The following is a 12,073-nucleotide window of genomic DNA, read 5'->3' as shown; positions in this document are numbered from 1 at the left end:
CTGCTCACGAAGTGCGGGCCTCCCGGCTAGCGCCCCGTGACCGCACGACGGATCTGCTCGATCGGGACCTTCGGGGAGCGGTCTGCGTTGAGCAGGCCGTTCGTCTCCTGCATGGTGTCGGTGAGCTGCGTGTAGCAGGACCCGGCGAGGAACGAGCTCGCGCGGATCGCGTCGTACAGCGCGGTGATGCGGGCGACCCAGTCGTCGCCGTCAGTGGCCGACGTGTAGCCCCAGCCGTCCTCGCGCTGGACGCCCGGCTGGTAGTTCACGCCGCCGAACTCGGTGAGCATGACCGGCTGGCCGAGGTCCTCGGCGCCGCCGACGAGGATGCGGCGGTCCGCGGGCCCGATGCCACCGAGGAGTCGGGTCCGTGCGGTCTGGTCCGCGTAGGTGGCCGCGAGCCGGGGTCCGTCGCCCTCGTAGTCGTGGATCGTGACGATGTCGGAGTTCGTGTGCTCCCACCCGTCGTTGGAGATCACCGGACGCGTCGGGTCCAACGCCCGCGTGACGTCGGCGAGGGCCCGCGCGTAGGCCTGCTGGGCCGGGTCGGTGGCGATGTGCTGCACACCCCAGCTCTCGTTGGCGGGCACCCACGTGACGATGGACGGGTGCGAGGCGTCACGCTCGACGGCGTCCATCCACTCGCGCATCAGACGTTGCACGGCGCGGGGGGAGAACGCGTAGGCGCCGGGGGCCTCGCCCCACACCAGGAGTCCGAGCCGGTCGGCCCAGTACAGGAACCGGGGGTCCTCGATCTTCTGGTGGTTGCGGGCCGCGTTGAAGCCGAGCTCCTTGATGAGTTCGACCTCGCGGCGGAGTGCCTGGCGGGACGGGGCGGCGATGTGCGACTCGGGCCAGTAGCCCTGGTTCAGGACACTGCGGACGTCATGGCGTCGGCCGTTGAGCAGGAACGCGCCCCCATCGACCCCGACCGTCCGGATCCCGAAGTAGCTGGCGACGGCGTCGAGCGCGCCCGTACCCACCGTCGTGCCGTTGCCGTTGCCGTTGCCGTTGCCGGAGCGCGGCAGCAGCGTGACCGTGGCGTCGATCAGCCGGGGCGTGTCCGGCGTCCAGTGCAGCTCGTCCTCGGCCTGCCCGTTCGTCTGCCGCGCGATCGGCAGGACCAGGTCGAACTCGTCCCCGGTCTCGCCGACGGTGGTCTCGACCGTGGCGAGGTGCTCGTCGCGGTCGTCCCAGCGGGCCTCGACGCGCAGGCGCTCGCCGCCGGTGCGGTGACCGTCGAGCCGGACGGTCAGCCGCATGGTCGCGTGGTCGACGTTCGTCCAGCGCAGGGACGCGATCGAGGCGGTCGGCACGGCCTCGAGCCAGACCGTCTGCCAGATCCCCGTGGTCCGGCGGTACCAGATCGCGTGCGGGTCCTCGTGCCAGTCCTGCTTGCCGCGCGGCTGGGTCAGGTCGTGCGGGTCGTCCTCGGCGCGGACCACCAGGGTGTGCACGGCGTCGGGATCCGTGGTCAGCGCCTCGGTGACGTCGAAGGAGAACGGGGTGTGGCCGCCCTCGTGCCCGCCGATGAACTGCCCGTCGATCCAGACGCGGGCGCGGTGGTCGACGGCACCGAAGTGCAGCACGAGCCGGGGCGCGCCGGTGCCGAACCCGGCGGCGTCGAGCTCCGAGCGGGTGATCGCGCGGGAGTACCAGACCACGGGGTGGAACCCGGGCTCGTCGACGCCCGAGGCCGGGGACTCGGGCGGGAACGGGACGACGATGTCCCGGGCGTCGGTGAAGCCGGTGCGCCAGGCGTCGTCGTCGCCGTCGTTCCGGAACGACCACGTGCCGTCGAGGTCGGCCCAGGCGGTGCGGAGCATCTGCGGCCGGGGGTACGTGCCGTCCTGCCGCGAAGCGAGGGGGAGGCCGGGGGCGGAAGCGGAGTCAGGTGCGGCCACGATGCCGTCGAGCGTGCTCATGCGTCCATGCTCCCGTGCTGGTACATCGTTGTAAAGAGCGAGTCGGGATTGCGCGGAAGAGGTTCCGCGGGCCTCTCGTCGAGCGGTCGCTCAGTCGATCGCGGCGTCGCGCGTGAGCACCATGACGTCCATACGTCCCTGCTGGACGACCACGCCGTGCTGGTTCCGCAGGGCCACCGCTCGTTCGACGATCCCGGTCGTCCCCGAACTCGTCAGCCGGGTGCCGAGGACCTCGACGGTGCAGGTCACGGTGTCGCCGATGAACACGGGCTCGGTGAACTGCCACTGGTCGATCCCGAGCAGTGCCACGGCGGATCCCTCGAAGACGCCCGTGCGCGCGATGAGCCCGAGGCACAGCGAGGTGCCGAGCAACCCGTGCACGATCCGCTGGCCGTACCGGGTCTTCCCCGCGAACTCGACGTCCGTGTGCACCTGGTTGTTGTCGTTCGTCCACGAGGCGAACGACACCACGTCCGCCTCGGTGATGGTGCGCCCCGGCGTGGTGAAGGTCTGTCCGGCAGCGAGGTCCTCGAAGTAGTGCGGCACGGCCCGATTCTCGCACCCGGTCAGAGCCGCGCGAGCAGCTTCCGCGATCGGTGCAGGCCCTGCGTGCTGGCCGCCTGCTCGGTCGTCGCGAGGACGCCGTACCCGAACGTGTCCTCGCCGTGCTGCGTTGCCACGGCTGCCAGCCGTCGGTACGCATCGGCGGCGTGTGCGGCGTCGAGCGTCTCGCCGAGGGTCTCCTGCACCCGTCGCAGTCGACCGAGCCGGCGCTTCCCGACGTCGGGCACGTCACCGGCCGCCTGCAGGGCGTAGCGCAACCGGCGCGCGGCCTTCCGGACCTCGTGCAGGGTGTCGAGGTCATCGCTCGGATCACCCAGCAGCCGACCGACGCGTGCCCGCTCGTGCCGGATGCGCCTGGTGGCGAACGTGGCCGCGTCGTCGTCCGCGTGCGGGCCGGCCGGTGCCCGCAGCAGCAGGTCGTCGAGGGTATCGAGTGTCCGGAACCAGGCGTCGGAGCGCAGCGCTCGCCGGAGTTCAGCAGCGGTGACGCTGCGACGTTCCGCGGTCTCGGCACCGATGCGGTCCAGGGTCTCGGTGTCCACGTACCCGTCGGGGGCGTCTGCCGCCGACCGGGACAGGCCGGCGTGCAGCACCTCGGCGTCGCGAGCGGTCCCGGCGACCCGTCCGGTCTCGGCCAGGGTGGCACGGAGGTCCTCGGTCGCCTGGCGGTCGAGCGCGCCGCGGAACGCCGCGAGCACACTCCGCAGGCGGCGCAGCACCTTCCGCAGGTCGTGCACGGCCTCGGGCTCGTCGGCCCGTACCCGGGGATCCACCGCGACGAGGTCACGCCGCAGGACATCGAGCACCCGCAGGACGAACCCGGCGGCGGTGTCCGACCGGGGGCGCTTCGCTCGGCCGCGTCGGCGCTCCGGCACCGGCTCCGGGCCCCGGGGGAGCGGCACCGACGCGACGTCGACCGGATCGGTCGCCGCGTCGTGCAGCGCTCGTTCGGCCGCTCGTGCCGTGGCACCGTCGCGTCCGTCGTCCGTCAGCGCCCACCACCGCGACGACCGCAGCACGGTGGTGTCCGGGTCGCCGTCGTCCACGCGCACGTCGGCGACCTCGGCCCGCACCCGGCCGTCCCTGCCACGGAGGGTCACGAGCGTCGTGGTGGTGTCACGGACCAGGACGGTCCGCAGTGGACGACCACGCAGGAACACCTCGACGGCGTCCCGTGGGGGACCGTCGGACGCACCGTCGGACGCACCGTCGAGCGGTTCCGGGCCGGTCCCGTGCCCGCCCCGGTCGATCGTCCAGTCGCCGTCCGGCAAGCGTGTGAGCACGACACCCTCGGCGGCGAGCACCCGGTCGTCGGAGTCCCACACCGTCTCGCGCACCGTCACCGCTCCGTGACGGCGGACGTCGGAGGCGAACGGCTCGAGTGCGGGGAGCCTGCGGTCGTCGAGGATCCGCCAGGTCCGGCGGGGGTCGGGGAGCGCAGGTGCAGCGTCAGCGGCGGGGGGAGGAGCAGCAGCGGATCGGGGCATGCCGCAAGTGTCGTCCGGCGCACCCGTGTCAGACCGGGGGCAGCGGGGTTCTGTGGACGGAGCGCTCCCCGGCCCGTCCTGTGGGGGACTCGGCACCTCGCCAGGCCCCGGCGCGTAGGTTCCGCTGCATGAGCGACGGAGCACCCAGCGCCCCCGACACCCGCGCAGACACGAGCGCAGACACCAGCGCCCCCGACACCAGCACGCCGAGCGACCGCGACCTCGAGTCCTGGATCGCCGACCGCCGCTGGTACGCCTCCAAGGGGTCCGTGCCACACCTCCGGACGATCTCGACCGACGACGGGACCCGGCTGGTGCTCGACGAGGCACCCACGGTCCCCGTCCTCTACCAGTCGCCGATCACCAGCGGCCCCGACGGCACGGTCGTCGACGCCACCACCGACCTCGCGTGGGTGTCGGCGCTCGCCGCACGCATCGACGCGGCACCGGACAGCCTCAGCCCGATCGGCCGGGTCACCGCCGCCCGCGTCCTGACGGGTGAGCAGTCCAACACGTCGGTCATCTGCGACACCGAGTCCGGCGACCGCGTCATCATCAAGGTCTTCCGCGTGCTGCACCACGGCGACAACCCCGACGTGACCACGCAGCTCGCCCTCACAGCGGCGGGCAGCACGCGCGTGCCGCGGGTCTACGGCGCCCTCCGCGCCGACTGGCCGGACGTCGGACGCCCGGACGGCACGGCGACGGGGCACCTCGCCTTCGCCCAGGAGTTCCTCCCCGGGCTCGACGACGCCTGGCGCGTCGCCCTGCAGGAGGCGCAGGCCGGCACGCCGTTCGGTGACCGCGCCGAGCAGCTCGGCACCGCGCTCGCCGACGTGCACCGCACCCTCGCCGGAGCGCTGCCGACGGAACCGGCCGACGCGCCCCGACGGGACGCCGCCGTCGCCACGATGCACGCCCGACTCGACACCGCCGCCCGCGAGGCCCCGGCCGTCGCCGACCACGCCGACGCCATCCGCGCGGTCTACGCCCGTGCCGCCGACGCGACGTGGCCGGACCTGCAGCGCATCCACGGTGACCTGCACCTCGGACAGGTCCTGTCGGCACCGGACCCCCGCGGCTGGGTCTTCCTGGACTTCGAGGGTGAACCCCTCCGCCCCCTCGACGAACGCTCGCTGCCGGACGTCACCCTGCGCGACGTCGCGGGCATGCTCCGCTCGTTCGACTACGTCGCGGGTGCGCTGGCGCACGACGCCGAACCGGTCGACGCGGCCGCCTGGGCGGCCGAGGCGCGGGCACGTTTCCTCGAGGGCTACCAGCGGGGCACCGGCGCGGACCTCGCCGCCCACAGCGCACTGCTCGACGCCTTCGAGCTCGACAAGGCGGTCTACGAGGTCGTCTACGAGACCCGCAACCGACCCGACTGGGTCGGGATCCCGCTCGCGGCCGTCGCGCGCCTGGTCGGCGACAGCGGGTCCTGAGCGCGCCCCACGAACGGACGGGAGGCCCGTGGCGACACCGCCACGGGCCTCCCGTCCGTCTCCGGGTGACGTCGTCTAGTTGACGGGACCCGTGTACTTCTCGCCCGGTCCGGCACCGATCGGGTCCGGGATGGCCGACGCCTCGCGGAAGGCGAGCTGCAGCGAACGCAGCCCGTCGCGGAGCGGACGGGCGTGGTGGTCGCCGATCTCGGTCGCAGCGGCGGTGACCAGGCCGGCCAGCGCGGTGATGAGCTTCCGCGCCTCGTCCAGGTCGGTCTGTTCCTGCGGGTCGTCTGCCAGGCCGACCTTGACGGCCGCGGCACTGAGCAGGTGCACCGCAACGGTGTTGATGAGTTCGACCGCCGGCACCTCCGCGATGTCCCTGGCGGCGTCGATGCCGGTGTCGTCGATCGGGGTGTCGCTCACGGTGCTCCTCTGCTAGGCTTGCTCGCGGCAGATGCTGTCCGTGTGCCGTCAGTTCCCTTGACATCAGTTCTCCTGAGATCAAGATCCTCGACAACACCCGGACGGTGTCACGAAAGAGGAGTCTCTCCCACCCGCGGCCGCGTTCCACCAGGCTACCGGGTCACCACCGCTCCGCGAGTGCACGTGTTGCACCCGTCGGTCGGATCCCACGGATCCGATGCAGGGCGGCTGCCGAACGGGTCGACATCCCGTGCGTCAGATCTCCTCTCTCGTGCTGTCGTCCAGGGCAAACGCCCCGGACGGCCACCACCTGATTGAAGGAGCTCCGCATCACCGATCCCCGTACCAACGACCGAATCCGCGTTCCCGAAGTCCGACTCGTCGGTCCGCAGGGTGAGCAGGTCGGCGTTGTCCCGATCGCCATGGCACTGCGTCTCGCGCAGGAAGCCGAACTGGATCTGGTCGAGGTCGCGCCGAACTCGAAGCCGCCCGTGGCCAAGATCATGGACTACGGCAAGTTCAAGTACGAGGCCGCTCAGAAGGCCAAGGAAGCCCGTCGCAACCAGGTGAACACGGACCTGAAAGAGGTCCGTTTCCGCCTGAAGATCGACGTGCACGACTACGAGACGAAGCGCAAGCGCGCCGAGGGGTTCCTCCTCGGCGGCGACAAGGTGAAGGCGATGATCCTCTTCCGTGGCCGCGAGCAGTCGCGTCCGGAGCAGGGTGTCCGTCTCCTCCAGAAGTTCGCGGAAGAGATCGCCGAGTTCGGTGTCGTCGAGTCGCGTCCGACCCAGGACGGTCGCAACATGACGATGATCATCGCCCCGCTCAAGAACAAGTCCGACGTCAAGGGCGAGCAGAACGCCAAGCGTGCTGCACAGAAGGCCGAGCGTCGTGCCACCGAGCACGCCGCGAAGGGCAAGGACGAGGCCGAGGCCGGTTCCACGTCCGAGGCAGCTGCGGAATCCACGGACGCCGCGGCCGAATAGGTCCCCGGACCGAACCCGCAACGACGCGGCCCCCCATCCATCCCACGGAAAGGCACCACCATGCCCAAGCAGAAGACCCACTCCGGGTCGAAGAAGCGCTTCAAGGTCACCGGTACCGGCAAGATCATGAAGCAGCAGGCCGGTATGCGTCACAACCTCGAGGTCAAGAGCTCCAAGCGCAAGGCCCGCCTGAACGAGGACCAGGTCCTCTCCAAGGGTGACGCGAAGAACGTCAAGAAGCTCCTCGGCCACTGAGCCCCCGGATCGTAAAGGAATAGTGCAATGGCACGAGTAAAGAGAGCGGTCAACGCCGCCAAGAAGCGCCGCGTCATCCTCGAACGCGCCGAGGGCTACCGCGGCCAGCGTTCGCGCCTGTACCGCAAGGCCAAGGAGCAGGTCACCCACTCCCTCGTCTACGCGTACCGCGACCGTCACGCGAAGAAGGGCGAGTTCCGTCGCCTGTGGATCCAGCGCATCAACGCTGCGTCCCGTGCGAACGGCCTGACCTACAACCGCCTCATCCAGGGTCTCAACCTGGCCGGCGTCGAGGTCGACCGTCGCATCCTCGCCGACCTCGCGGTGAACAACCCCGAGACCTTCACCGCGCTCGTCGAGACCGCGAAGAAGGCCCTCCCGGCCGACACCTCGGCCCCGAAGGCTGCGTAGTCAGTTCTTCTGCTCGCGAAACCCCCGCCGCACGGCGGGGGTTTCGTCGTTCCTAGACTTGGGTCGTGAGCGATCTCCTCGAGAACCCCCGTGCCGGACGCGTGAAGGCCGTTGCGGCCCTGGCCAAGAAGGACGTCCGGGCCGAGACCGGCCTGTTCCTGCTGGAAGGACCCCAAGCCGTCCGCGAAGCCCTGGAGTACGCCCCGGAGCTCCTGCGCGAGCTCTACGTGACGCCGACCGCCGCAGCCCGCTACGGGCTGGACGACGCGCCGGTGGACACCTGGTTCGTGACCGAGCAGGTGCTCGACGCGATGGCCGACACGGTCACCCCGCAGGGCGTGGTGGCGGTGTGCCAGCAGTTCCCGACGTCGGTGAAGGACGTCTTCCCGGACCGCGCTGCGGCCGCCGCCGACCGGGAGGCCCGTGATGCGTCCGACGAGCAGGCCGCGTTGCCCGGACTGGTCGCGATCCTCGAAGAGGTGCGGGACCCGGGGAACGCCGGCACGATCATCCGGGCCGCCGACGCGGCCGGCGCCGACGCGGTGGTGCTGACCGGACGTTCGGTCGACCCGTACAACCCGAAGGTCGTCCGGTCGACGACCGGGTCCCTGTTCCACGTCCCGGTGTCCGTCGGCGTGACCCTGGCCGACACGATCGAGCGGGCGAAGGCCCTCGGCTACACGGTGCTCGCAGCGGACGTCTCCGGCGACGACCTGCCGGTGGTCCGCGCCGAGGGGATGCTCGACGGACCGACCGCGTGGGTCTTCGGCAACGAGGCCCGCGGACTCACCGCCGACGACCTGGCGCTCGTCGACCGGGCCGTCAAGGTGCCGATCTACGGGCAGGCGGAGTCGATGAACCTCGCCACCGCTGCGTCGGTGTGCCTGTACGAGTCGGCCTTCGCGCTCCGGAGCTGACGCTCCTCCCTCCCCAGGCCGGTCGTCGGCGTCGGTCATCCACCGTCCGCTCGGTGCAGGTGGGTGGTATCCCGACGGCCGGTAGGCTTGGGTCTCGTGTCAGAACCTCTCGAGATCAGCGAATCGGCCGTCGCCGACGCGGTGGACGCGGCCCTCGCCGCCGTCCGTGCCACGACGACGGTCGCCGAACTGAAGCAGGCCAGGGCCGAGCACACCGGTGAGCAGTCACCGTTGGCGCGGATGAACGCATCGATGCGCAGTGTGCCGCCGGAGCAGAAGGCCGCGGCGGGCAAGCTCGTCGGGCAGGCCCGTGGGCGGGTGAACGCGGCGATCGCCGAGCAGGAATCCGTCCTCGCGGTGGCCGAGGAACACGCACGGCTCGAAGCCGAGCGCGTCGACGTCACCGCGTTGCCGGTCCACCGCGCCACCGGCTCCCGCCACCCGCTCTCGCTGCTGAACGAAGCCGTCGCCGACATCTTCGTCGGCATGGGGTGGGAAGTGGCAGAAGGCCCCGAGCTCGAGCACGAGTGGTTCAACTTCGACGCCCTGAACTTCGACCAGGACCACCCGGCCCGGGCCATGGCGGACACGATCTTCGTCGAGCCCGTCGACCGGCACCTGGTCATGCGCACCCACACCTCGCCGGTGCAGGTGCGGTCGCTCCTGTCGCGTGACCTCCCGCTGTACGTCATCGCGCCGGGTCGCGTCTACCGTGCCGACGAGCTCGACGCCACGCACCTGCCGGTCTTCACCCAGGTCGAGGGCATCGCGATCGACAAGGGCCTGACGATGGCGCACCTGCGCGGCACGCTCGAGCACTTCGCCCGGCAGATGTTCGGCGCCGAGGCGCAGATCCGGCTCCGCCCGAACTACTTCCCGTTCACCGAGCCCAGCGCCGAGATGGACGTCTGGCAGCCGAACGCCAAGGGTGGCGCGCGGTGGGTCGAGTGGGGTGGCTGCGGCATGGTGAACCCCAACGTCCTGCGTGCCGCCGGCATCGACCCGGACGAGTACCAGGGCTTCGCGTTCGGCATGGGCATCGAGCGGACTCTGCAGTTCCGCAACGGCCTGAACGACATGCGTGACTTCCTCGAGGGCGACATCCGCTTCTCGCAGCAGTTCGGAACGGTGGTCTGATGCGCGTCCCACTCCGTTGGCTCGGTGAGTCCGTCGACCTCCCCGAGGACGTCACCCTCGAGCACGTCCACGCGGCGCTCGTGTCGGTCGGCTTCGAGGAAGAGGACGTCCACACCTTCGACCTGACCGGTCCCATCGTGGTCGGTCGGGTCCTCGAGCGCGTCCCCGAGCCGCAGAAGAACGGCAAGACCATCAACTGGTGCCAGGTGGACGTCGGCGAAGCCGAGCCCCGCGGCATCGTCTGCGGCGCGCACAACTTCGACGTCGGCGACCTGGTCGTCGTCACGCTGCCCGGTGCGGTCCTGCCGGGGCCGTTCCCGATCGCCGCCCGCAAGACCTACGGGCACGTGTCCGACGGCATGATCGCCTCGGCCCGCGAGCTCGGGCTGGGCGACGAGCACGACGGCATCCTGCGCTTCGCCGACCTCGGCATGGACCCCACCGTCGGTGCCGACGCCATCGCGCTCCTCGGCCTCGACGACGCCGCGGTCGAGATCAACGTCACGCCGGACCGCGGCTACGTGCTCAGCATGCGCGGTGTCGCCCGTGAGTACGCGCACGCCACCGGAGCCAGCTTCCACGACCCCGTCGACCGCGTCGCGCCGCGTGCGGCCGAGGGCTTCCGGGTCACGATCGACGACCAGGCCCCGATCCGGGGTCGAGTCGGAGCGTCGACGTTCGTCACGCGCGTCGTGCGCGGGATCGACCCGGCCGCCAAGACACCGTCCTGGATGGTGTCGCGCCTGTCGCTGGCCGGGGTGCGCTCGATCTCCCTGCCCGTCGACATCACGAACTACGTCATGTTCGAGCTCGGCCAGCCGCTGCACGGTTACGACCTGCAGACCATCGCGGGCGGCCTCGGCGTGCGTCGGGCGACCGCTGGCGAGACGCTCGAGACCCTCGACGGCACGGTTCGGAAGCTCGACCCCGAAGACCTCGTCATCACCGACGACGACGGTCCCGTCGGCCTCGCCGGCGTCATGGGCGGAGCCCGCACCGAGATCTCGGCGAGCACCACCGACGTCCTGATCGAGGCAGCCGGGTTCGACCAGGTCTCCATCGCCCGCACCGCTCGTCGCCACAAGCTCCCCAGTGAGGCATCCCGTCGCTTCGAGCGCGGGGTCGACCCGCAGGTGGCCGAGGCCGCGGCGACCCGTGCCGTCGAGCTCCTCGTCGAGCTCGCCGGCGGCACCGCTGACGCCCTCGGGTCGACGCTCGTCGACACCGAGCCGCGGGCGACCGTGACGATGCGGCTCTCGCGTCCGGCCGAGCTCGTCGGTGTCGAGTACACCGACGCCGAGGTCATCGACACGCTCCGCGCGATCGGCGCCACGGTCGAGGCCGACGGCGAGCAGCTCGCGGTCACCCCGCCCACCTGGCGTCCCGACCTGACCGACGACACCACCCTCGTCGAAGAGGTCGCGCGCATCGTCGGCTACGACCGGATCCCCAGCGTGCTGCCGGTCGCTCCGCCCGGCCGGGGCCTGACCCGGCACCAGCAGGCTCGTCGTCGGGTCGCCTCGGCGCTGGCCGCGGCGGGCCTGACCGAGGTCGTCACGGCACCGTTCGTGTCGGCGGCCACGCAGGACGCCTACCCGGGGATCGACCCGCAGGGCGGACCGAGCGTCGTGCTCGCGAACGCCCTGGACAGCGAGCAGAACCTCCTGCGCCGGAGCGGCGTTCCGGCCCTGGTCGACGCTGCCCGTCGCAACGTGTCGCGCGGGCTCGTCGACGTCGCGCTCTACGAGACGTCCCGGGTGTTCCTGCCGGTGACGGGCGTGACGCTCGGCACCGACGAGGTCCCGGCGGGCGCCGCCCGGCCCGACCGTGCAACGCTCGAGGCGCTGGACGCCTCGCTGCCCGCCCAGCCCTTCCACGTCGCCGCGCTGCTCACCGGCCACCGGGTCGTCAAGCAGCCCGGCACCATGGCGGAACCGTTCGGCATCGCCGACGCGATCGACGCTGCCCGCCAGGTCGCCTGGGCCGTCGGTGTGGAACTCACCGTCGCACAGACGACCCATCCGTCCCTGCACCCGGGCCGGGCCGCGTCGCTGCTCGTCGACGGCACGGTCGTGGGCGTCGCCGGTGAGCTCCTGCCCGAACTGGCCGAGGCCGCCGTCCTGCCCCGGGTGGTGGCGGTCGTCGAGCTCGACCTCGACGCGCTCGTCGCCGCTGCCCCGGAACTCGTCGCGGTCGCGCCGATCGTCTCCTACCCGGCGGCCACGCAGGACCTCTCGCTCGTCGTCGACGCCGGCGTGCCGGCCGGTGACGTGCTGGATGCGGTGCGCTCTGGCGCCGGAGACCTGTTGGAGTATGCTCGGCTCGTGGATGACTACCGGGGCTCCGGCGTGGACGAGGGACAGAAGTCCCTGACGTTCGCCCTGCGCTTCCGTGCCACGGACCGCACGCTGACCGCTGCCGAGGCCACCGAGGCCCGTGACGGCGCTGTCCGACGTGCCGGCGAGCGATTCGGGGCGACCCTGCGCGACTGACCCACACGGGATCAGCACCGCCCGGGGT

Annotated in this window: 11 protein-coding genes; 7 read left to right on the top strand and 4 right to left on the bottom strand. The window is 71.5% G+C overall.

The window, feature by feature from the left end:
- Positions 1–26: 26 nt before the first annotated feature.
- The 3 genes from DEJ11_RS15450 to DEJ11_RS15440 all read right to left on the bottom strand — a co-directional run bounded on the left by DEJ11_RS15450 (position 27) and on the right by DEJ11_RS15440 (position 3,976).
- A complete protein-coding gene (locus DEJ11_RS15450) occupies positions 27–1,925 on the bottom strand; it encodes a glycoside hydrolase family 2 protein (RefSeq protein WP_181440909.1) in 1,899 nt (632 codons plus the stop codon).
- A 90-nt stretch (positions 1,926–2,015) separates the two neighbouring features.
- The gene (locus DEJ11_RS15445) at positions 2,016–2,471 is read right to left on the bottom strand and encodes a MaoC/PaaZ C-terminal domain-containing protein (RefSeq protein WP_111105205.1); all 456 of its coding nucleotides are present in this window, start codon (positions 2,469–2,471) and stop codon (positions 2,016–2,018) included.
- Positions 2,472–2,491: 20 nt separating this feature from the next.
- Positions 2,492–3,976 carry a CYTH and CHAD domain-containing protein gene (locus tag DEJ11_RS15440; RefSeq protein ID WP_111105206.1) on the bottom strand — a complete coding sequence of 495 codons (1,485 nt, stop codon included), beginning with the start codon at positions 3,974–3,976 and terminating at the stop codon, positions 2,492–2,494.
- Positions 3,977–4,104: 128 nt separating this feature from the next.
- Here DEJ11_RS15440 and DEJ11_RS15435 point away from each other — a divergent pair, with 128 nt between their 5' ends.
- Positions 4,105–5,418, top strand: a complete 1,314-nt coding sequence (locus DEJ11_RS15435) for a phosphotransferase (protein WP_258375569.1) — start codon at positions 4,105–4,107, stop codon at positions 5,416–5,418.
- Positions 5,419–5,493: 75 nt separating this feature from the next.
- Here DEJ11_RS15435 and DEJ11_RS15430 read toward each other — a convergent pair whose 3' ends face one another.
- Positions 5,494–5,844: a DUF1844 domain-containing protein gene (locus tag DEJ11_RS15430; RefSeq protein ID WP_027466553.1), complete on the bottom strand. Its 351-nt coding sequence runs from the start codon at positions 5,842–5,844 to the stop codon at positions 5,494–5,496.
- A 314-nt stretch (positions 5,845–6,158) separates the two neighbouring features.
- On the opposite strand from DEJ11_RS15430, the gene infC reads away from it, so the two are divergent.
- The 6 genes from infC to pheT all read left to right on the top strand — a co-directional run bounded on the left by infC (position 6,159) and on the right by pheT (position 12,045).
- The gene (gene infC / locus DEJ11_RS15425) at positions 6,159–6,833 is read left to right on the top strand and encodes a translation initiation factor IF-3 (protein WP_081827403.1); all 675 of its coding nucleotides are present in this window, start codon (positions 6,159–6,161) and stop codon (positions 6,831–6,833) included.
- Between the two features lie 60 nt (positions 6,834–6,893).
- Positions 6,894–7,088 (top strand): 50S ribosomal protein L35, encoded by a 195-nt coding sequence (gene rpmI / locus DEJ11_RS15420; protein ID WP_017887976.1) that lies wholly within the window; start codon positions 6,894–6,896, stop codon positions 7,086–7,088.
- A 27-nt stretch (positions 7,089–7,115) separates the two neighbouring features.
- Complete coding sequence (gene rplT / locus DEJ11_RS15415; RefSeq protein ID WP_017887975.1) at positions 7,116–7,499, top strand: 50S ribosomal protein L20; 384 nt, start codon at positions 7,116–7,118, stop codon at positions 7,497–7,499.
- Between the two features lie 65 nt (positions 7,500–7,564).
- A complete protein-coding gene (locus DEJ11_RS15410) occupies positions 7,565–8,416 on the top strand; it encodes a TrmH family RNA methyltransferase (protein WP_071405146.1) in 852 nt (283 codons plus the stop codon).
- A 96-nt stretch (positions 8,417–8,512) separates the two neighbouring features.
- Entirely contained in the window at positions 8,513–9,553 is a 1,041-nt protein-coding gene (pheS, locus tag DEJ11_RS15405; protein ID WP_071405145.1) for a phenylalanine--tRNA ligase subunit alpha, read from the top strand.
- The gene (gene pheT, locus DEJ11_RS15400; RefSeq protein ID WP_111105207.1) at positions 9,553–12,045 is read left to right on the top strand and encodes a phenylalanine--tRNA ligase subunit beta; all 2,493 of its coding nucleotides are present in this window, start codon (positions 9,553–9,555) and stop codon (positions 12,043–12,045) included. Before pheS ends, pheT begins: the two co-directional genes overlap by 1 nt.
- Positions 12,046–12,073: the final 28 nt, after the last annotated feature.

This window comes from Curtobacterium sp. MCLR17_058, assembly GCF_003234705.2.
Taxonomy (GTDB): Bacteria; Actinomycetota; Actinomycetes; order Actinomycetales; family Microbacteriaceae; genus Curtobacterium; species Curtobacterium flaccumfaciens.
This window is presented reverse-complemented; position numbering and strand designations above follow the sequence as displayed.

Coding starts and splice junctions, on each gene's coding strand:
- rpmI (WP_017887976.1), top strand. CDS start 6,894: ATGCCCAAGCAGAAGACCCACTCCGGGTCGAAGAAGCGCTTCAAGGTC.
- rplT (WP_017887975.1), top strand. CDS start 7,116: ATGGCACGAGTAAAGAGAGCGGTCAACGCCGCCAAGAAGCGCCGCGTC.
- DEJ11_RS15450 (WP_181440909.1), bottom strand. CDS start 1,925: ATGAGCACGCTCGACGGCATCGTGGCCGCACCTGACTCCGCTTCCGCC.
- DEJ11_RS15440 (WP_111105206.1), bottom strand. CDS start 3,976: ATGCCCCGATCCGCTGCTGCTCCTCCCCCCGCCGCTGACGCTGCACCT.
- DEJ11_RS15435 (WP_258375569.1), top strand. CDS start 4,105: ATGAGCGACGGAGCACCCAGCGCCCCCGACACCCGCGCAGACACGAGC.
- pheT (WP_111105207.1), top strand. CDS start 9,553: ATGCGCGTCCCACTCCGTTGGCTCGGTGAGTCCGTCGACCTCCCCGAG.